This is a genomic window from Novosphingobium sp. Gsoil 351 (genome assembly GCF_009707465.1).
Lineage (GTDB): Bacteria > Pseudomonadota > Alphaproteobacteria > Sphingomonadales > Sphingomonadaceae > Novosphingobium.
The window spans coordinates 2,464,948-2,484,295 of record NZ_CP046120.1 but is presented as its reverse complement, the minus strand read 5'-3'; the positions used below and the strand labels follow the sequence as shown (position 1 = coordinate 2,484,295).

General features: G+C 66.2%; 17 protein-coding genes and 3 tRNA genes. 10 read left to right on the top strand and 10 right to left on the bottom strand.

Annotation, left to right across the window (positions count from 1 at the left end; all coding sequences use genetic code 11):
* Nucleotides 1–34: 34 nt before the first annotated feature.
* Complete coding sequence (gene gyrB / locus GKE62_RS12010; RefSeq protein ID WP_370516097.1) at nucleotides 35–2,578, bottom strand: DNA topoisomerase (ATP-hydrolyzing) subunit B; 2,544 nt, start codon at nucleotides 2,576–2,578, stop codon at nucleotides 35–37.
* Between the two features lie 115 nt (nucleotides 2,579–2,693).
* Here gyrB and GKE62_RS12005 point away from each other — a divergent pair, with 115 nt between their 5' ends.
* The 3 genes from GKE62_RS12005 to GKE62_RS11995 all read left to right on the top strand — a co-directional run bounded on the left by GKE62_RS12005 (nucleotide 2,694) and on the right by GKE62_RS11995 (nucleotide 6,899).
* Nucleotides 2,694–4,115 carry a M20/M25/M40 family metallo-hydrolase gene (locus tag GKE62_RS12005; RefSeq protein ID WP_154692442.1) on the top strand — a complete coding sequence of 474 codons (1,422 nt, stop codon included), beginning with the start codon at nucleotides 2,694–2,696 and terminating at the stop codon, nucleotides 4,113–4,115.
* A gap of 578 nt (nucleotides 4,116–4,693) precedes the next feature.
* Entirely contained in the window at nucleotides 4,694–6,253 is a 1,560-nt protein-coding gene (locus tag GKE62_RS12000; protein WP_154692441.1) for a class I adenylate-forming enzyme family protein, read from the top strand.
* A gap of 22 nt (nucleotides 6,254–6,275) precedes the next feature.
* A complete protein-coding gene (locus GKE62_RS11995) occupies nucleotides 6,276–6,899 on the top strand; it encodes a pseudouridine synthase (protein WP_154692440.1) in 624 nt (207 codons plus the stop codon).
* 40 nt (nucleotides 6,900–6,939) lie between these two features.
* Here GKE62_RS11995 and GKE62_RS11990 read toward each other — a convergent pair whose 3' ends face one another.
* Together GKE62_RS11990 and GKE62_RS11985 are read right to left on the bottom strand one after the other, a co-directional pair.
* Nucleotides 6,940–7,917 carry a DUF475 domain-containing protein gene (locus GKE62_RS11990; RefSeq protein ID WP_370516000.1) on the bottom strand — a complete coding sequence of 326 codons (978 nt, stop codon included), beginning with the start codon at nucleotides 7,915–7,917 and terminating at the stop codon, nucleotides 6,940–6,942.
* 2 nt (nucleotides 7,918–7,919) lie between these two features.
* Nucleotides 7,920–8,123: a hypothetical protein gene (locus GKE62_RS11985; protein ID WP_154692439.1), complete on the bottom strand. Its 204-nt coding sequence runs from the start codon at nucleotides 8,121–8,123 to the stop codon at nucleotides 7,920–7,922.
* Nucleotides 8,124–8,449: 326 nt separating this feature from the next.
* Here GKE62_RS11985 and GKE62_RS11980 point away from each other — a divergent pair.
* The 5 genes from GKE62_RS11980 to GKE62_RS11960 all read left to right on the top strand — a co-directional run bounded on the left by GKE62_RS11980 (nucleotide 8,450) and on the right by GKE62_RS11960 (nucleotide 12,335).
* A tRNA-Leu gene (locus tag GKE62_RS11980) sits at nucleotides 8,450–8,536 on the top strand.
* A gap of 244 nt (nucleotides 8,537–8,780) precedes the next feature.
* The gene (locus tag GKE62_RS11975) at nucleotides 8,781–9,980 is read left to right on the top strand and encodes an integrase arm-type DNA-binding domain-containing protein (protein WP_154692438.1); all 1,200 of its coding nucleotides are present in this window, start codon (nucleotides 8,781–8,783) and stop codon (nucleotides 9,978–9,980) included.
* Nucleotides 9,981–10,033: 53 nt separating this feature from the next.
* The gene (locus GKE62_RS19435) at nucleotides 10,034–10,375 is read left to right on the top strand and encodes a helix-turn-helix domain-containing protein (protein ID WP_154692437.1); all 342 of its coding nucleotides are present in this window, start codon (nucleotides 10,034–10,036) and stop codon (nucleotides 10,373–10,375) included.
* A gap of 7 nt (nucleotides 10,376–10,382) precedes the next feature.
* The gene (locus GKE62_RS11965) at nucleotides 10,383–11,645 is read left to right on the top strand and encodes a type II toxin-antitoxin system HipA family toxin (protein ID WP_154692436.1); all 1,263 of its coding nucleotides are present in this window, start codon (nucleotides 10,383–10,385) and stop codon (nucleotides 11,643–11,645) included.
* 330 nt (nucleotides 11,646–11,975) lie between these two features.
* Nucleotides 11,976–12,335 (top strand): single-stranded DNA-binding protein, encoded by a 360-nt coding sequence (locus tag GKE62_RS11960; protein WP_154692435.1) that lies wholly within the window; start codon nucleotides 11,976–11,978, stop codon nucleotides 12,333–12,335.
* Nucleotides 12,336–12,472: 137 nt separating this feature from the next.
* Here GKE62_RS11960 and GKE62_RS11955 read toward each other — a convergent pair.
* From GKE62_RS11955 to GKE62_RS11945, 3 genes are all read right to left on the bottom strand, one after another.
* A tRNA-Thr gene (locus tag GKE62_RS11955) sits at nucleotides 12,473–12,548 on the bottom strand.
* Between the two features lie 53 nt (nucleotides 12,549–12,601).
* A tRNA-Cys gene (locus GKE62_RS11950) sits at nucleotides 12,602–12,675 on the bottom strand.
* A gap of 47 nt (nucleotides 12,676–12,722) precedes the next feature.
* On the bottom strand, nucleotides 12,723–14,105 hold the full coding sequence (locus GKE62_RS11945; protein WP_154692434.1) for an RNB domain-containing ribonuclease: 1,383 nt from the start codon (nucleotides 14,103–14,105) through the stop codon (nucleotides 12,723–12,725).
* Nucleotides 14,106–14,183: 78 nt separating this feature from the next.
* Here GKE62_RS11945 and GKE62_RS11940 point away from each other — a divergent pair, with 78 nt between their 5' ends.
* Nucleotides 14,184–14,723, top strand: a complete 540-nt coding sequence (locus GKE62_RS11940) for a GNAT family N-acetyltransferase (protein ID WP_230206669.1) — start codon at nucleotides 14,184–14,186, stop codon at nucleotides 14,721–14,723.
* Here the strand turns inward: GKE62_RS11940 and GKE62_RS11935 are convergent.
* The 3 genes from GKE62_RS11935 to GKE62_RS19430 are packed head-to-tail and all read right to left on the bottom strand — an operon-like array spanning nucleotide 14,720 to nucleotide 16,027.
* Nucleotides 14,720–15,181, bottom strand: coding sequence for a Fur family transcriptional regulator (locus GKE62_RS11935; RefSeq protein WP_154692433.1), 462 nt, complete (start codon nucleotides 15,179–15,181; stop codon nucleotides 14,720–14,722). The genes GKE62_RS11940 and GKE62_RS11935 overlap by 4 nt on opposite strands.
* A gap of 46 nt (nucleotides 15,182–15,227) precedes the next feature.
* On the bottom strand, nucleotides 15,228–15,899 hold the full coding sequence (gene msrA / locus GKE62_RS11930; RefSeq protein ID WP_154692432.1) for a peptide-methionine (S)-S-oxide reductase MsrA: 672 nt from the start codon (nucleotides 15,897–15,899) through the stop codon (nucleotides 15,228–15,230).
* Nucleotides 15,896–16,027 (bottom strand): hypothetical protein, encoded by a 132-nt coding sequence (locus GKE62_RS19430; RefSeq protein WP_255453317.1) that lies wholly within the window; start codon nucleotides 16,025–16,027, stop codon nucleotides 15,896–15,898. The genes msrA and GKE62_RS19430 overlap by 4 nt, the downstream gene beginning before the upstream one ends.
* Before the next feature lie 121 nt (nucleotides 16,028–16,148).
* Here GKE62_RS19430 and GKE62_RS11925 point away from each other — a divergent pair, with 121 nt between their 5' ends.
* Entirely contained in the window at nucleotides 16,149–17,729 is a 1,581-nt protein-coding gene (locus GKE62_RS11925; RefSeq protein WP_154692431.1) for an NAD(P)/FAD-dependent oxidoreductase, read from the top strand.
* A 207-nt stretch (nucleotides 17,730–17,936) separates the two neighbouring features.
* Here GKE62_RS11925 and GKE62_RS11920 read toward each other — a convergent pair whose 3' ends face one another.
* Nucleotides 17,937–19,286 carry a L,D-transpeptidase family protein gene (locus tag GKE62_RS11920; RefSeq protein WP_154692430.1) on the bottom strand — a complete coding sequence of 450 codons (1,350 nt, stop codon included), beginning with the start codon at nucleotides 19,284–19,286 and terminating at the stop codon, nucleotides 17,937–17,939.
* Between the last annotated feature and the right edge of the window lie 62 nt (nucleotides 19,287–19,348).

The window sequence follows — 19,348 nt, the reverse complement described above, 5'->3', positions numbered from 1 at the left end:
CCCGCCGGGCCGACCCCCGAGACTAGCAGAAACGTCAAACGTCGAGATTGGCGACGTTCAGCGCGTTCTCCTGGATGAATTCGCGGCGCGGTTCGACCACGTCGCCCATCAGGCGGGTGAAGATCTCGTCGGTGACGTCGGCGTCCTCGACCTTGACCTGGAGCAGCAGCCGAACCTCGGGATCGAGCGTGGTTTCCCACAATTGCTCGGCGTTCATCTCGCCCAGCCCCTTGTAGCGCGCAATCGAGAGGCCCTTGCGCCCGGCCGCGAGCACCGCGTCGAGCAGTTGTGAGGGCCGGGTTATCGAACCGTCACCGGCCACGGCCCGCGCCGGAGCCTGCGCCCCGGGATCCTCGCCCAGTTCGTCTTCGACCGTGGTTTCGACTTCCGGCTCGGGCTCGGCCGCGCCGCCCTTCACCAGCCGCGCCACCGCGCCATAGACCTCGGCGTGCTCGGCGGTCAGCCGGGCGAGCTTACGGGCTTCGGCGCTGACGAGGAAGCCGGGCTCGATCACGTGGTGGTCGGCCACCCCGCGCCACTGGCGCTGGAGGTGATAGCCGCCCTCGACCGAGATCTCGGCGCTCCACCGCGCCTCCTGGTCGCCGCGATCGAGCCACTGGACGGTCTTCGCGAGCGCCGCGGCGCGATCCGCTTCCGGATCGAGCGCGCCGGCCAGCGCGAGCGCCTCGATGATGCTCGGGTCGTAGCGCTTGGGCACGAACGCCATCAGGCTGCGCATCCGCATCGCGTGCTGGACCAGCTCTTCCAGCTCGGAACCGGCCCTCGCCCCGCCCGCGCTTTCCAGCACCCGCCCGGCAAGGCCCGCCTCCACCAGGTAGCGGTCGAGCGCGGCGGCGTCCTTGAGGTAGACCTCGCTGCGCCCTTTGGCGACTTTGAACAAAGGCGGCTGGGCGATGTAGAGGTGCCCGCCGCGGATGATGTCGGGCATCTGGCGGTGGAAGAAGGTCAGCAGCAGCGTGCGGATATGCGCGCCGTCGACGTCGGCGTCGGTCATGATCACGATCTTGTGATAGCGCAGCTTTTCCAGGTTGAACTCGTCGCGGATGCCGGTGCCCATCGCCTGGATCAGCGTGCCGACTTCCTTCGACGAAATGATCCGGTCGAACCGCGCGCGTTCGACGTTGAGGATCTTGCCCTTGAGCGGCAGGATTGCCTGATAGTGCCGGTCGCGCCCCTGCTTGGCCGAGCCGCCGGCGCTGTCGCCCTCGACCAGGAACAGTTCGGACTTTGCGGGATCGCGCTCCTGGCAGTCGGCGAGCTTGCCGGGGAGACTGGCGATGTCCATCGCGCCCTTGCGCCGGGTCAGCTCGCGCGCCTTCTTGGCCGCCTCGCGCGCGGCGGCGGCATCGATGATCTTGCCGATCACCGCGCGGGCATGCGCGGGGTTTTCCTCGAGCCAGTCGCTCATCCGGTCGGCCATCAGGCTCTCGAGCGGCTGGCGGACTTCGGACGAGACCAGCTTGTCCTTGGTCTGCGACGAGAACTTCGGGTCCGGCAGCTTGACCGAAACGATCGCGGTCAGCCCTTCGCGCATGTCGTCACCGGTGAGGCTGACCTTCTCCTTCTTCATCAGCCCCGATTTTTCGGCGTAGTTGTTGAGCGTGCGGGTCAGCGCGGCGCGGAACGCGGCGAGGTGCGTGCCGCCATCGCGTTGGGGGATGTTGTTGGTGAAGCACAGGACGTTTTCGTAGTAGCTGTCGTTCCATTCGAGCGCGACCTCGATCCCGATGCCATCGCGCTCGCTGGAAATCGCCACGGGCTCGGGCAGCAGCGGGGTCTTGTTGCGATCGAGATAGCCGACGAACGCGCCGATCCCGCCTTCGTAGAACAGGTCGTGCTCCTTGATCTCCTCGTGGCGCAGATCACGCAGCTTGATGTGGACGCCGGAGTTGAGGAAGGCGAGCTCGCGATAGCGGTGCTCGAGCTTCTCGAAATCGAAATCGGTGACGTTCTTGAAGGTGTCGGTCGAGGCGAGGAAGGTGACGCGGGTGCCCTTCTTCCCCTCCGGCGCAGGGCCGACCACGCGCAGCGATTCGACAGCATCGCCGTGCGCGAACTTCATCCAGTGCTCCTGCCCGTCGCGCCAGATCGTCAGCTCGAGCCATTCGCTCAGTGCGTTGACCACCGAAACGCCGACCCCGTGGAGTCCGCCGGAAACCTTGTAGGCGTTGTCGTCGCTGGTGTTCTCGAACTTCCCGCCGGCGTGGAGCTGGGTCATGATGACCTCTGCGGCGGAGACGCCTTCCTCGGCGTGGATGCCCGTCGGAATGCCGCGCCCGTTGTCCTCGACCGAGACCGAGCCGTCTGGATTGAGTTCGATCAGGACCAGATCGCAGTGCCCGGCCAGCGCCTCGTCGATCGCGTTGTCGGAAACCTCGAACACCATGTGGTGGAGGCCCGATCCATCGTCGGTGTCGCCGATATACATCCCCGGCCGCTTGCGCACCGCGTCGAGGCCCTTGAGCACCTTGATCGAATCCGCGCCATAGGCGTTGGCGTTGGGGATGTTGAGGTTCGCGCTAGGTTCTGGCGGGGTGGCTTCGGAGGTCTCTGTCATGCCCATCATATAGGCATCGTCGGGCATTTTAGGAACCCGCGAAGAAACCCATCCACAGCCTTTCAAGTTGGCTCGAACTGTGCTGCAACCCCGCCCACAAATCGGGGAGCACATAATGAAGCAAGCCTTGTCCGCGGTCGTCCTGGCCGCATTTGTCAGTACCGCCGCCACCGCCCAGACACCGACCGGCCTGCCCGGCCCGCTCCGTCCAGATCAGGAGGCGTTTCGCGGGCTCTACAAGGAACTGGTCGAGACCAACACCGCGTTGAGCAATGGTAGTTGCACCGATGCCGCGGCCAAGATGGGCGCGCGCCTCAAGGCCGCCGGGTTCGGCGACGAGGCGATCACCTATTTCGCGACGCCAGAACACCCCAAGGACGGCGGGCTCGTCGCGGTCTTGCCGGGAAGCAACAAGGCGCTCAAGCCGATGCTGCTGCTCGCGCACATCGACGTGGTCGAGGCCAAGCGCGAGGACTGGACCCGCGATCCGTTCACGCTGATCGAGGAGAACGGCTATTTCTATGGCCGCGGCACGCTCGACGACAAAGCCCAGGCCGCGATCTGGACCGACACCTTCGTCCGCTTCAAGCAATCGGGCTACAGGCCCAAGCGTACTATCAAGCTGGCGCTGACCTGCGGCGAGGAAACCTCGGGCGCGTTCAATGGGGCGGAGTATCTGTCCAAGGACAAGCGCGATCTAATCGATGCCGCATTCGCACTCAACGAGGGCGGCGGCGGGCGCACCGACGGCAAGGGCAAGCTGCTCGTCCAGACGATCCAGATCGGCGAGAAGAGCTATCAGGACTTCACCCTGACCGCGACCAACCCCGGCGGGCATAGCTCGGCGCCGCCCCCGGACAACGCGATCTACGCGCTTGCGGCTGCCCTGCTCAAGATCGGCGCCTACGAGTTTCCGCTCCAGTTCAACGACGTGACCAAGGCGTTCTTCAAGAAGTCCGGTGCGCTGCGCGGCGACGCAGTCGGAACCGCAATGGTCGCGCTGGCCGACAATCCCGGCGACACGATCGCCGAAGCCACCGCCAACACCGACAAGGCGATTCATTCGATGCTGCGCACGACTTGCGTGGCGACGCTGGTCGATGCCGGTCACGCGCTCAACGCGCTGCCGCAGCGAGCGACCGCCAACGTCAATTGCCGGATGTTCCCGGGGCGGACCGCAGCCGAAACCAAGGCGGCCCTGGCCGCTGCGATCGGCGATCCCAAGATCGCCATCGAGGAACGCGTGAAGGACAAGCCGATCGCGATCCAGCCGCCGCTGGACCCGAAGATCCTCGGTCCTGTCGAGAAACTGGCGGCGAAGTATTTCCCCGGCGTTCCGGTGATTCCGACGATGTCGACCGGGGCGACCGATGGTGTCTATCTCGAAGCGGTGGGGATTCCGGTCTACGGCGTGCCCAGCGTTTGGGCCGATCCCGACGGCAACGGCACGCATGGCCTGAACGAGCGGGTCGAGGCCAAGGCGCTCTACACCGCGCGCGATTATCTTTACGACTTGGTCAAGGCACTCGCCGGCTAGAAATAGGAAAGGCCGGCAGCGGGAGCGATCCCGCTACCGGCCTTCACGGCTAGCCGACATGATCGGCTCAGGCGAGGGTAACGGCGAAGATGCTGCTGCTGGCGCCGAATGCGGCGATCAACATGACGATCTGAAGGATCGTATTCCGCAACGGAACATTCTGCCCTTGGTCGGTACTACGCATGGAGCTTCTCCTTTTGTCGATGAATCCACACGACTCATCGTGCGTTGGTTATAAGCTCGAAAGTGGAAAACTTTAGGTGCGATGCAGCATAAATGGGTTGTTATTACTGCCCTCTCAGTTGCGTTTTTTGCAATCGTGTTGGGTGAGAAGACGCCTGCGCCGCCGATTTTGCTTTCCTATGCGTGCCGCGCTGTGACACTGAACGAGCGATGACCAGCACCCGTTTATCCGCCATCCGGCCCTTCGCGAACGCCCCTCGGCGCCGCAGAGCCGCGCCGCGGATGGTCACACCCGGATCGGCGCAAACCCGCGGAATTCAGCCGTGCGAGGGGCAAAGGTCACAGGTTTTCACCCACTGTTTTGCGTCCACATCGCCCAGCGCGGGAGCCTGGATATGACCGATCCGGAAGCCGAACTCGAACGCGAGTTCGGTTCGTTCCCCGCCCTCCTAGCCGGTTGGGGCGAGCGCCGCGGCGGCGCCTGCGCCTTGCGCGACGAACGCCGCTCGCTGAGTTGGACCGAAGCCGCCGCCCACATCCGCCGGATCGCTGCGCGCCTCAAATCCGACGGCCTGCAGCGGGGCCAGGCCGTAGCGATCCTGGGCACCACCACCACCGACTATGCGCTGGTCTATCTCGCCGCGATCTATGCCGGAGGCTGCGCCGCGCCGCTGACCACCAGCGCCAGTCCCGAGCAATTGCGCGCCATGGCGGTCGATTCGGGCGCACGGCACCTGTTCGTCGATCGCGCGAAGCTTACCGAGCTGGGCGACTTCGCGATGGGCGTGAAGCGCCAGATCGTGCTGGACGAAGACCTGTGGAGCTGGGCCGCGCCCGAGGGCACGACTTGCGAACCGTTCCAGCCCGAGTCCGCCGATCGCTTCAACATCATCTATTCTTCGGGCACCACCGGGGCGCCCAAGGGCATCGTCCATTCGCACCTGATGCGGTGGCGGCAGATGGCGTTCCGTTCGCTCCAGGGCTACGGCGCCGAAGCGATCACGCTGACCTCGACCCCGCTCTATTCCAACACCACCCTGGCGGTGTTTCTGCCCACGATGTTCTCGGGCGGGTGCGCCTCGCTGATGGGCAAGTTCGACACGGTCAAATGGCTGGAGCGCGCGCAGGCCGAGCGCGCCACCCACACCATGCTCGTCCCGGTCCAATACCGCCGCCTGATGGCCGAGCCGCGCTTCGACGAGTTCGACCTGACGAGCATGCGGATGAAGTATTGCACCTCCGCGCCCTTCCCCGCCGAGCTCAAGGCCGAAGTCCTGCGACGGATGCCGGGCGGGCTGATCGAAATCTATTCGATGACCGAGGGCGGCGTGGTCTGCATTCTCTATGCCCACGAACACCGCGACAAGCTCCACACCGTCGGCTGCCCCGCTCCGGGCAGCCTGCTCAAGGTGATCGGCGAGGATGGCAACGAAGTCGCGCCGGGCCAGCCGGGCGAACTCTACGGCCGCTCGCCGACGATGATGAGCGGCTACAACAACGCCGCGGCCAAGACCGCTGAGGCGCAGTGGATCGATCCCGCCGACGGCAGTGTCTGGATGAAAATGGGCGACATCGGCCGGGTCGATGGCGACGGCTTCGTCGAGCTGGTGGGCCGCGCCAAAGACGTGATCATCACCGGCGGGTTCAACGTGTTCCCGATCGATCTCGAGGGCGAGCTGCTCAAGGACGCGCGCGTCGCCGAGGCCGCTGTGATCGGCGTGCCGAGCGAGAAATGGGGCGAGACCCCGGTGGGCTTCGTCGTGCTCAAGCGGGCGCCAAGGGATCACGGCGAGGCTGAACTGGAAGACATCCGCGCCACCGCCAACGCCCGCCTGGGCAAGACCCAGCGGCTCGCGCTGGTTCATGCGATCGACGAGATGCCGCGCAGCCACATCGGCAAGCTGCTCAAGACCGAACTGCGCGATCTGGCGGCGGCCAAGGGCGGGGCCGCCTGAGCGCCCCAGGGGACGTTGGGCCATGGCGCGGCTGATCCTGCTCAACAAGCCCTACGGCGTGCTCTCGCAGTTCACCGACGCGCGCAGCCCCACTCCGCGCCCCACGCTCTCAAGCTTTGTCGATGTTCACGGCGTTTATCCCGCCGGACGGCTCGACGCGGATAGCGAGGGCCTGCTCCTCCTCACTGACGACGGGCGCCTCCAGGCCCGCATCGCCGATCCACGGTTCAAGCTGGCCAAGACTTACTGGGTGCAAGTCGAAGGTGATCCCGCCGACGCCGATCTCTCCGCGCTGCGCGAAGGCGTGCGCCTCAAGGACGGGATGACCCTGCCCGCCCAAGCCGCCCGGATCGATCCGCCCGCGCTGTGGCCACGCGAACCGCCGGTGCGCTTTCGCAAGTCGGTCCCGGACTGCTGGCTCGAGCTGACGATCCGCGAAGGCCGCAACCGTCAAATCCGGCGGATGACCGCGGCGGTAGGGCTGCCGACGCTGCGACTGGTGCGCCGGCAGGTGGGGGCCTGGACTCTCGACGGTCTGGCGCCCGGCGAATGGCGCGAGACAGCCATTGCGATCGGAGGTGGCGGCCGGGCCGGTCAATCGGCTCCGGTCAACGTGGCGGCGGTGTCGTCGTCCTTGTCGGGGTGAGCGCGGTTGTGACGGATCGAGCTCCACAGCGACAAACCGATCAGCGCCCCCCGATTAGGCCGGTGATCGTCTCGGGGATTTCATAGCGCGCGCCCAGAAACATGATCGCCGCCAGCGCCAGGATCGCCCAGAAGGCGCCGTGTTCGAGATAGCGGTATTCCGAAAGCGTGCCTTTATCGACCAGCATGATCGTCATCGACCGAACGAACATCGCGCCAATCGCCAGGCCCAGCGCGATGATGAACATGTTGTTGGAGATCGCGAAAGCGCCGATGACGCCGTCGAACGAGAACGACGAATCAAGCACTTGCAGGTACATGAAGCCCGCCAATCCCGATTTGGCCGCGGCCCCGGCCACGCTCGAGCTTTCCGGGACTGTCAGCACCGACCCCAGTGCCTCGACCGCGATGTAGGTCAAAATCCCGAAGATCCCGGAGACGAGCAGGGTCATCGCGTCGTCGGCGGAGAGCAGCCGCGAAGTTGCGTAGAGCGCCAGCAGGACCACCGCGATTTCGACTGCCTCGATGTCGGAAAGCTTTCGCAAGTGGCGCTCGATCCACCCGATCCAGTCGGCGTGCTTTTCCCTGTCGAAGAAGAACTTCAGCCCGACCATGGCCAGGAACGCGCCGCCGAACCCGGCGATGCCGACATGCGCCGCGGTGATGATCCGTTCGTATTCCAGCGGCTCGGTGGCGGCGAGTTTCAGCGCGGCGATCGGGCCGATCCCGGCGGCGATCGCCACGATCGCCAATGGAAAGATCACTCGCATCCCGAAGACGGCGATGACCATGCCCCAGGTCAGGAACCGTTTGCGCCAGACCTGGTCCATGTCGCGAAGGACGGTGGCGTTGACCACCGCGTTGTCGAACGACAGCGACACTTCCAGCACGCTGAGCACCAACACCAGCCACAGCACTTCGAGCGTTCCGGAGACGGACCCGGTCACAAACCAGCCGAGCCAACCCGCCAACGCCAAGCATACGATGGTGAAGAGGATCGAGCCTTTGTAGTATTGCATTGTCAAAACGTATCTCCCGGCCGGAGTAGGCCGCTGTGTTGTCGATCCTTGCGGCCCGTGCGCCAATTCAATCCCCGGCCGAAGCCGCGGCCCACTTCGCTCCGATCCCTGAAACAATCGATGGTCCGGCTCGCCTTGAGGTTGCCGCCGCCATTCTCGAGCAGAACCGTGCCGCGCAATTGGCTATCGTTGCGGCCTTCGGTCATGCGTATTCGGAGCGGCGGCCGGTCGGGCATCTTGACCGTTACCACGCCGCCGGTGGTGTTCCAATTGGGCGCGCATCATGGATATGGGCGAAGATCGCGATGCGCCGATCCTCGTTCCGCTGGCGATCTTCGGTGCTGGGGCGCCGTCTATCCGCCTGGCCTTCGCCTCGTGAGCGGCGTCCACCCCCCACTCCAAACCGCCTGAACACCGACGGCACTTCGGCGCAGCGTCCGGCCATCCGACGCTTGTCGTTGACAACAGCCGCCGCGCCCCGCTAACGGCGCGCTCCTACCCCGGCATCGACGCACCCGCGCGATGCCACCGTGCCCAGATGGCGGAATTGGTAGACGCACCAGCTTCAGGTGCTGGCGCTCGCAAGGGCGTGGAGGTTCGAGTCCTCTTCTGGGCACCATTTGTTCGCCTCAGGGCATCCCAAAACCATCGGCAAAACGGCAGAAATCTGCCATTTTGTCCTTGGTTTTGTCCCTAGGCGTCCAAGGCGATTTCGGGCCATCCCAAGCGAAAACGGGCCATGAGAAGGGCCATCCCATGGCCCGCTCGATCCGATGGCCCGTTTGTCGCCTGGATGTGCTGAAAATCCGCAGAAAGGCGGGCGTTTTGGGGCCAAGACCGTCAAAATGACGGAGAATTGGTCGATGGCCCTGAAGGATGTCGAGATTCGCGCGCTCAAGCCGCGGGATCGAATCTACAAATGCTCGGACAGTCACGGGTTGTATCTTGAGGTGCACCCCACCGGCTCCAAACTGTGGCGCTACAAGTACAGGCGCCTCGGCAAGGAAAAGCGCATCGCACTCGGCCGTTATCCCGAGGCCGGACTGGCAGAGGCACGGCGCAAGCGCGATGAGGCAAGGCTCGGGTTGGCTGACGGCATCGATCCGGCAGTCGAGCGCAAGCGCGAGAAGCTGCTGGCAGTCTTCAACGGGGCCAACACCTTCGGAGATCTCGCCAAGGAATACATCGACAAGATGGTGGCCGAGGGTCGCGCGGACACCACGACGACCAAGGCCAACTGGTTGCTCGAGCAGCTCGCGCCGATCGCCAAGTCCTCGGTGGCCGAGCTCAAGCCCGTCGAGGTGCTCGCCGCGCTCAAGCGCATCGAGGCCAAGGGAAAGCACGAGACCGCGCGGCGCTGCCGTTCGTTCGCGAGCCGAGTGTTCCGCTACGCGGTCGCGACCGGACGGGCGGAGATCGACCCCACCTCGGTCCTGCGCAGCGCGTTGATCACGCCAAAGACCGAGCACCATGGTGCGATGCTCGAACCCGAGGCCGTGGGCGAGTTGCTGCGCTCGATCGACAGCTACGCTGGCCACGCGATCGCCCGGATCGCAATGCAGGTGGCCCCGCATGTCATGGCCCGTCCCGGCGAGCTTCGCCAAGCGACATGGACCGAGTTCGATCTCGAGGCGGCGACGTGGAAGATCCCGGCCGCGCGTATGAAGATGCCGCGCCCGCGCGCCGTGCCGCTGTCGCGACAGGTGGTAGCGTACTTGCGCGAGCTTCACGAGCTTACGGGGCCCGAAGGGTATGTCTTTCCCGCATTTCATACGTTCAAGCGCCCGCTCAGCGAGAACACGATCAACCAGCCGTTTCGGCGCATGGGCTATGCCGTCGGCGAGATTACAGCGCATGGCTTGCGGACCACAGCCTCCACGTTTCTCAACGAGAGCGGCAAGTGGAAGCCTGACGCGATCGAGCGATCGCTAGCGCATGCCGACAAGGACGCGGTCCGCGGCATCTACAACCGTGGCCGCTACTGGGAAGAACGCGTCGCGATGCACCAGTGGTGGAGCGATTACCTGGATGAACTTCGCAAAACGACCAACATTTGTAATTAGAATGACATATCATGCCAATTGACAATTGAGAGATGATATGTCATGCGAATTAAATGTCGCGTGCATCTCGAGCTGCCAGTGGGCTTCCCCCTCAGAGTCTCCGGGCCATTGGGCAACTGGGGAAGAACATCGCGCTCGCGCGCCGCCGCCGCAAGTTGCCCCAAAGGCTTATGGCAGAACGCATGCTGGTTTCCGTCCAGACACTCCAGAGGCTCGAAGCGGGTGATCCGACGGTTGGGCTCGCGGTGCTGGCGAGCGCACTGCTCGTGCTAGGCATGACCTCGCGTCTTGCCGAACTCGTTGCGCCGGACAGCGACAGCGCCGGCATCAGCGAGGATCTTGCCCGACTGCCGAAGAAGACCCACGCGCCGACCGGCGACGAGCTGGACTTCTAGGCGCCTCATGGCCGTCGCTCGCACTTACGTCTTCGTTCACTTCCCGGAGGGCCCGGTTCCCGCCGGGCTGCTGGTGATGACGGAAGAGCCGCGCGCCGCATTCGCGACATTTGCCTACGGCAGGCGCTATCTCGAGCGACCGGATCGAATTCCAATCGACCCGGTCAGCTTACCGCTTCCCGCCCCTGGCACCGATCGCACCTTCCGGACGGAAGAGGGTTTTGCGGTGTTCAGCGGCATCCGCGACGCGGCACCCGACGGCTGGGGCCAATACCTCATGTACAAGGCGACCGGAGATCGGACGCCCACCGGCATCGACCTGATCCTGGCGTCGGGTGAGCACCGGGTCGGCGCGCTAGCGTTCGGACCCACTCCGGCCCGCCCGGAGCGTCTTACCCCATGGGGCGATGGCAACGCGCCCGGCGAGCATTTCACGCTGGAGGAGTTGTCCGAGGCCGCCGAACGAGCCCAGCATGTCGACCAGCTCGACGAAAATCTCCGGCGGTTGCTTACCGCAGGATCGTCGCTGGGTGGTGCCAGGCCAAAGGCCTCGACCGAGATTGGCGATCAGCCGTGGATCGCCAAGTTCCAGGCCCGCAACGACAGCTTTCCCGAATGCCGGGTCGAATTAGCCACCATGCGCCTTGCGGCGCAATGCGGGCTCAACGTTCCGGCGCTCGGCTTCGAGCACGTGCTCGGTCGCGACATCTACCTGATCGAACGCTTTGACCGCGTTGTGCATAGCAGCGCGCATGGCAGCTGGACGGAACGTCGTCCGTTTGTGTCAGGACTGACGATGCTCGCCGCGCACGAGAGTGAGGTCAGCCTGTTCAGCTATGCCGATCTTGCCGGCGTCATTCGCCAGCATGGCAGCGCCGTGCGACAGGATCTGCATGAGCTCTTCCGGCGGATGGTGTTCAACATCCTCGTCACGAACGACGACGACCACCTTCGCAATCACGGCTTTCTTCTCGATGGCACGCGCTGGCGGCTTTCCCCACTCTATGACGTCGTGCCCAAGCCCCAGGTCGGGCTGGAGCGTCGGCTTGTCTTGGGGGTCGGACCTCAGGGTCGCAACGCGACGCTCGAGAACGCCCTGCAGGGCGCTGCGGCATTCGATCTGTCGGCAGAGGACGCGATCGCGCTGGTTGGCGAGATGCGATCCATAGTCGCCGCGCGCTGGCAGCCATTGTTCGGCGAGGCGGGCCTCGGAGCAGCCGATCAACAGCGCTTTGCGACATGCTTTCGACTGGCGACGAGCAACCCCTAAAGGGAAGATGCCAATGCACGGGCATTGACTCACCCACATGGCGCCGAGCGTTCGGTGTCCATGGACCCAAGTCCTCGCAGCTTTGCCGCGTCATGGACAATCCCCGTTCGATGACCTGACGAGCGCCCCTGTCCGCTTGTCGCAGGGCTCTGCAACCTGCATTCATGGGGGCCGTGTTGGCAAGGCTCCGCCTGCCTGCCCGCTCCACCCCCTCGGATGGAGTTACCCGCGCGTGCCGCGCGGTGAGGGCCCGTCCGCCGATCGGACCTTTCGGGGCTCGGTCGAAGGGAATGGTCCCTTGGACGAGCAAAGCTTCGAAAGGACACAATCATGAAGAACACCGTCACCCTCGTCGGCTTCGTCGGCAACGCCCCCGAGATTCGCAATCTTCCCAACGGCGCAACGGTCACCAGCGTCTGGCTCGCCACCAGCCGCAACTGGAAGGACGCGGACGGCAAGCGCCAGTCCGAAACCGAGTGGCACCGCGTCACCTGCTTCAACGGCATCGGCAAGGCGGTCGCCGAGCATGTCGCCAAGGGCACAATGATCATGGTCACCGGCCGCCTCCACTACACCCGCTGGACCGACAGCGAAGGCCAGGTCCGGCACGGCTGCGAGATCGTCGCCGAGCAGGTCGACTTCCTCGCCAAAGCCAAGGCGAAGGCCGAGACCGAACCGCTGCTGGTCTGAAAGGCAGCTCTCCGCAAGGCTCGGCGGTCCAGAACCGCGTTCACGGACGCCGGACACCCTCGACGGCTCGGTCAACCGCGTCGTTCTGCCGGAAAATCGAGAATCCGCCCTTTGTGCGGGGCTAAGCTATTGAAAAGTGGTGCCGCTTACAGGATTCGAACCTGTGACCCCATCATTACGAATGATGTGCTCTACCGACTGAGCTAAAGCGGCATGCGCTGCCGACTACCGGCGCGGGGCCGGGTCTGCAATTGCTTTTGCCGCGCTGGAGGCCCGAGCCGGAATCGAACCGGCGTAAACGGATTTGCAGTCCGGTGCGTAACCACTCCGCCATCGGGCCTCGGCGCGGTGAGGGGGCCGGTTAGCCGCAAAGCTGCGCGTGCGCAATCAGTTCACGCGTTCGAAGCGCAGCACCCGCTTGACCGGATCGGCCTCGATCAGCCGGACCCGCACGTCGCCGCCGCTCGCCACACGGTGCGCGTCGACGCGGGCGACCACCGGGCGGTCGCACAGCTGGATGCGCGCGCCGCGTTCGTCGAGGTCGGTCACGACCGCGGCGAAGGTCTCGCCCTCATGGCCGTGAAGCAGCGCGGCCTCCGCCAAATCGATCACCGCGCGGTCCACCGCGCCCTCGCGCGCATCGGCGGCGTCCATCACTTTGGGCAAGCGGGCGAAGGCATCGGCGCAGGCGGGCGGAAGCGGGCGGCCGTTGGCAATTTCAAGCACCGCCTCGAGCACATAGCGATCGGCCAGCCGCCGCATCGGCGCGGTGGCGTGGGTATAGGTCGCGCCCAGGGCGGCGTGCCACGGGACGTGCCCCTCCTGGAAAGGCAGGTAGTGCGCGCCGCCCCCCGCGCGGCGCACCGCGAGCAGGAACGCCGCGCCCGGGGGAGTCCGCGGGTCGACGGTCCGCTCGAACTGGGGCAGCGTGGCGTTGGCCGGCCAGGTCAGGCCCAGCGCGCGGGCGGTATTGCGCAACCGGACCAGCGCGCGGTCGTCGGGCGGGGCCATTTCGCGGAACAGGCCGGTGCGGGCCGCGAACAGCGCGTCGGCGATGGCCATGTTGGCGGCGAGCGAGAGCGAAGCGTTGGCGGTTTCGCTCGGCAGCCATGGCCGAAACGTCAGGCGGTAGCTGCCGTCAGCGGCGCGCTCAACTTCCTGCTCGGGCGGATCGACCCGCGCCGCGCCGCGCGCGTCCTCGCCGCGCTGCATCCGCGCGGAGAAATCGGCGAGGTGGGGAACCGCCGCGATGTCCACGCTCTCGTAGGCGAGCTTGGCGCGGCTGCGGACCACCGCGCGGGTAACCGCTGCGAGCTTCACTGCGCCATCGGGAGCGCAGCGCACGCTGGCCACGATCGCCGGGCGCGGCCCGTCGGGCAGCAGGCTGGCCGCGGCCTCGCTCAGCGCCGCCGGATAGAGCCGGGCGCGGTCATCGGGGAGGTAGAGGGTGAGGCCGCGCTTCCACGCCTCGGCCTCCATCGCCCCGCCTTCGGGAACGAACCAGCCGATGTCGGCGAGCGCGTAATGAAGAATCAGATCGGCACCCGCCGCCTCGATGACGAAGGCCTGGTCGAGATCGGTCGAGGTCGCGGGATCGAGCGTGACGAATTCGCGCGCGGTCCAATCGGCATGGGCGGTGGGTGCGCGATCCCTCGTCGTCTCCGCCTCGGCGAGCACCTCGGGCGGGAATTCGGGCGGGATAGCATATTGCGCGCGGATCGCGGCGAGACCTTCGCCGAGCAGGCGGTCGGGATCGGCGAGCGCCTTCATGCGCGAGGATTAGGCGAGCATCGGGCAAAGGGAAAGGGCGCGGCTTGACCACCCTTCCCCGCCGGGCAAACAGGAGCGGTGACCGGATTCACCCATCGCCTCGCCCGGACGGAGGACATCCCCGCGATCTCGGCGCTGATGGCGCGCGCCATCGCGCAGTTGCAGACGGCGTATCTCACGCCCGAGCAAATCGCCGCCAGCGCCGAGAGCATGGGGCTGGACACCCAGTTGATCGAGGACGGCACCTACTTCGTGATCGAGGACGGGGCCAGGCTGGCCGGGTGCGGCGGCTGGAGCCGGCGCGCGACGCTCTACGGCGGCAACCACGCCGCCGACTTGCGCGACGACCGCCTGCTCGACCCGGCGGGCGAACCGGCAAGGATCCGGGCGATGTATACCGATCCGCACTATGCGCGCCGCGGGATCGGACGGCTGATCCTGGCATTGTGCGAGGAAGCCGCGCGGAACGAGGGCTTCAAGCGGTTGGAGCTCATGGCGACGGCGGCGGGGGAGCCGCTCTACATCGCTTGCGGCTTTCGCGTGATCGAACGGGCGGAGAGGTTGTCGGCGAACGGCGTTTCGGTGCCCGGCGCAGTGATGGGCAAGGTGCTGACCTAGCCGCACTCCGCGCAGCGTCCGCGCAGTTCGACCACCGGGCGGATCTCGGCGAAGCCCGCGTCGTGCGCGGCGGAAACCAACGCCCCGGTCAGACGGTCGTCGTCGATGTGGGTCGCCTGGCCACAGACGTCGCAGATCAGGAAGATGCAATCGTGGCGGCAGCCGGGGTGGCTGTTGGCGAGATAGGCGTTGGCGCTTTCCACCCGCCGGGCGAGGTTGGTCCGCACGAACAGGTCGAGAATGCGATAGACCGAATTGGCCGCCACCCGCTTGCCGCGGCGGGCCCCGACGGTCTCCGCGATATCGTAGGCCGAGGCCGGCTTGTCGCGCACCGCCAGCGCCTCGAACACGTCGCCGCGCATCCCGGTCCACTGCTCGCCGGCGGCGGTCAGCGCGCCGCGCGCGGCGGCGATCAGGCTGTCGCCGGTATGTTCCCGGTGGGCATGGTGGTGGGCCATGCGCGGCATATAGGGAACGGCGCGGGGTTCGTCACCCGCCCTGTCCTCATCCCGGTGTAAACGCTGCCTTGTATTCGCCGGGAAACAGCCGCTTGAGCCCGGCGACTTTGGGCGCATCCCACATCCGGATATAGCCGTGGTTGGGGTTCTTGCTCATGAAATCCTGGTGATAGGCCTCGGCTGGATAGAACGCCTGCGCCCGTTCGATCCGCGCCACCAGCGGCTTCTTCCACAGGCCTGAGGTCTTGAGCTGGGCAAGGTAGGCGGCAGCCACCCTGTTCTGCTCGGCGCTCATCGGGACCAGCGCGGTGCGATATTGCGTGCCGTGATCGGGCCCCTGGCGGTTGAGCTGCGTCGGATCGGCGCCGACCGCGAAAAACACGCGGAGCAACTCGTCGTAGCGGACGATCGCGGGATCGTAAGTGACCTTGACCGCCTCGGCATGGCCGGTGTCACCGTTGCTGACCTGATCGTAGGTCGCGGTGGCCGCGGCGCCGCCGTGATAGCCCGAGACCGCGCTGGTCACGCCCTTGATGTGGCTGAACACGCCCTCGATGCCCCAGAAGCACCCGCCGGCGAAGATGGCGGTTTTCAGGCCCTTCTCGTTGGCGACGACTTTGGCGGCAGGCGTGGCGACCACGCCTTCGGCCAGCGCGGGCGAGGTGCACGCGGTCGCCAGAAGTGACGCCGCCACGAGCGGCGCTAACAAGCGCATCATACGTGGTGCGCAACCTGCGCCACGATCTGTGCGCGCGCATCTCCGCCGATGCTCGCTGCCAGCCCGGCCGTCCCGATCATGAACCCGATCAGGAACGCGCGATAGAGATCCTTGCGAAACAGTCCCATGACCGTGTCCTTCGTTCTTCGTTCGATTGTTCTTGTCCCGACTAGGCGATTCGCTCTTTCCATGCTGTGAACGCGTTCACAGGTTTCGGTTCATTCGCCGGGCCGGGGAGTTCAGTCGCACATGGCGCTCGACGCGGTGATCATCGGCGGGGGCCACAACGGGCTGGTCTGCGCGTTCTATCTGGCGCGCGCCGGGCATAAGGTGCGGATCTGCGAGGCGCACCACACCGTGGGCGGGGCGGCGGTGACCGAGGAGTTTCATCCCGGCTTCCGTAATTCGGTGGCGAGCTACACCGTCAGCCTGCTTCAACCCAAGGTGATCGCCGAAATGGCGCTGGAACGGCGGGGACTGCGCGTGGTCAACCGCCCGGTGGCCAACTTCCTGCCGCTGTCGCCCACCCCTGGCGACTATCTGCTGATGGGCGGCGGGCTCGAACGCAGCCAGGCCGAAGTCGCGAAGTTCAGTCGCAAGGACGCCGCGACCCTGCCCGCGTACTTCGCCGCGCTAGACCGGGTCGCGGACGTGCTGCGCGCGCTGGCGTTGAAGATCCCGCCGCGCACCGACGGCCTGCGCGGGCTGATCGACGCCGCGCTCCAATCGCGGGTGCTCAAGGACCTCGACGTGGCGGGCAAGCGCGAGGCGCTGGCGCTGTTCACCCGCTCGGCGCGGGAATACCTCGACGGCTGGCTCGAAAGCGACCCGATAAAGGCCGCGTTCGGCTTCGACGCGGTCGTCGGCAACTACGCCAGCCCCGACGCGCCAGGCAGCGGCTATGTGTTGCTCCACCACGTGTTCGGCGAGTCCAACGCCGTAAGGGGCGCGTGGGGTCACGCGATCGGCGGGATGGGCGCGATCACCCAGGCGATGGCGGCGGCCTGTCACGAGGCGGGCGTCGAGATCGGAGTCGAGCAGCCAGTCGCCGAGGTGCTGGTCGAGCGCGGCGCCGCGGTCGGTGTGCATTTGGCGAACGGCGAAGAGGTGCGCGCCAAACGCGTAATCGCCAATGTCGGTCCGGCGCTGCTCTACCGCAAGCTGATCCCGCGAGCCGCGCTGCCCGACGATTTCGCGGTCGCGATGGACCGCTACGCCACTGGCAGCGGCAGCCTGCGGATGAACCTGGCGCTGTCTGCGCTGCCGAGCTTCGCCGCGCTCCCCGGACCCGGCGAACACCTCTCGGCGGGGATCATCATGGCCCCTTCGCTTGACTACATGGACCGCGCTTTCGACGATGCGAAGCGGTTCGGCTGGAGCCGCGCTCCGGTGGTCGAGATGCTGATCCCCTCGACCGTCGATTCGACGCTGGTCGATCGGCAGGGCAGCCACGTCGCCAGCCTGTTCTGTCAGCAGTTCGATCCGAAACTGGAATGGACCGCAGCACAGGAAGCGGCCGCGGTCGAGGCGGTGCTGACCGTGCTAGAGGGTCACGCGCCGGGCGTGCGCGATCTGATCGTGGCGCAGCAGGTGCTCACCCCCAAAGGCCTGGAGCGCCGCTTCGGGCTGGTCGACGGGGACATCTTCCACGGCCGGATGAGCCTCGACCAGCTATGGGCGGCGCGCCCGGTGCTCGGCACGGGCAGCCATCGCGGGCCGATTCCCGGCCTGTGGCTGTGCGGATCGGGTGCGCACCCCGGCGGCGGCGTCACCGGCGCGCCGGGACACAACTGCGCGGCCGCGGTGCTCAAGGCAGGGCGAAAGGTCTGAATGTTCTGCCACGTTTATCACTTCGTCATGCTGAACTTGTTTCAGCATCCATCGCTCCCCACGACCGGAGAGCGAAGTCATCGCGAACCTCGCCGGAAGGTCGCTTTTGCCCTCAAGGCACAGGACAGTCGGAGAGATGGATCCAGTAACGAATTCAGGATGACGTTAGTCGTCGAGAATCCTTAAAGGCCCCAAAGGCTCGCAGCGTCAAACCGCCCCCAGATCGTCCACGATCTCGATCACCTTCTCGCTGCTGGTGCGCTGGTCGGTGTGGAGCTGGCGCGGGGCCTTGAAGCTGGCCAGCACCGGCGCGTCGCGGCCATAGATGTCGGCGAACTTGCGCATGCCCCCGCCGACGTCGCTCGCCATGGTGAAATAGGTGATGTAGATCGGGAAGGTCTTGGTCATGGGGACCTTGGTGTAGACGCCCGACAGGGTGTGGGCGACGCCCTCTTCCTTGGTCAGACCGCCGCCGAGCATCGCCATCAGCATCCCCAGCTCGCTCGCGCGCTCGGTGCGGATGCAGCCATGACTGAACGCGCGGTTGGGCGCGGCGAACAGCGACTTGGCCGGGGTATCGTGGACGAAGATCGCATGCGGGTTGGGCATGTCGAGTTTCATCAGCCCGAGCGAGTTGTTCTTGCCCGGCTGCTGGACGACGGTGACGAAGCCGGTCGTGGGATCCTTTATCCCCTTGTAGCCCGCGGCCTTGGCCCAGCCCGGATTGGCGAGCACCTTGGCGCCCAGCCCCTCGCCTTTGACGATGGACTGCGGCACCGTCCACGTCGGGTTGAAGATCACCCCTTGCACGGTCTCGGCGAGCTGCGGCGTCGCCGTCTTGCCCGGCTTGCCGACCACCGTGCGGTAGCTGGTGATGACGCGGTTGTTGACCGTCAGCCGCAGCGTGTATTCGGGCACGTTGGTCAGCAGGTACTGCTTGCCCATGTCGCGGGCCAGCCAACGCCAGCGGTCCATGTTGGCGCGGATCACGGCCTTGTCGCCCGTTCCCTCGGCCAATGACCGTTTGAGCTGGGCATAGTCGGGGTGGAGCGGGGCGAGCGCGGCGATCTGCCCGGGGACGTCGTGCTGCTCCAGCGCGCGCGCCAGGACAAGCGCGGTCGGGTTGATGTCGCGATCGGGATCGACCGCGAACCATTGGACCCGCGCCGCCATCGGCGTGCGGCCGTCGCGCATGTCCTCGACCAGCCAAGCGAACAGCCGGGTGGCGGTATCGTTGAGCGCAACTCCCTCGCCGGCGGCAATCGCGGCGGCGAGCGTGGCGGGTTCGTAGTCCTTGGGATCGAGGCCTTCGCTGCCGATCCCCTGGATGGTCGCCAGCAGGGCACGCGCATCGCGCAGCGGCCACGAGGGTGCAGGCGGCGGGGGCACCGGGGTGGGAGCGGGCGTGGGTGCGGGCGTCGCTGCCGCGGGCGGCAACAGGTCCGCAGGCGGGGGAACCGGCGCGGCCGACGGCTGGGCGAACGCGGCCCCCGGCAGCGCCAGCCCGGCCATTGCCGCGAGAATCGTGGTTCGTTGAAAGGCACCCCGGAATTGCATTGTCGGTCCCGCTGTTGCTGCCAAAGTAGCTGAAGTTCGCGCCGCCGATCCGCAGCCGCGCC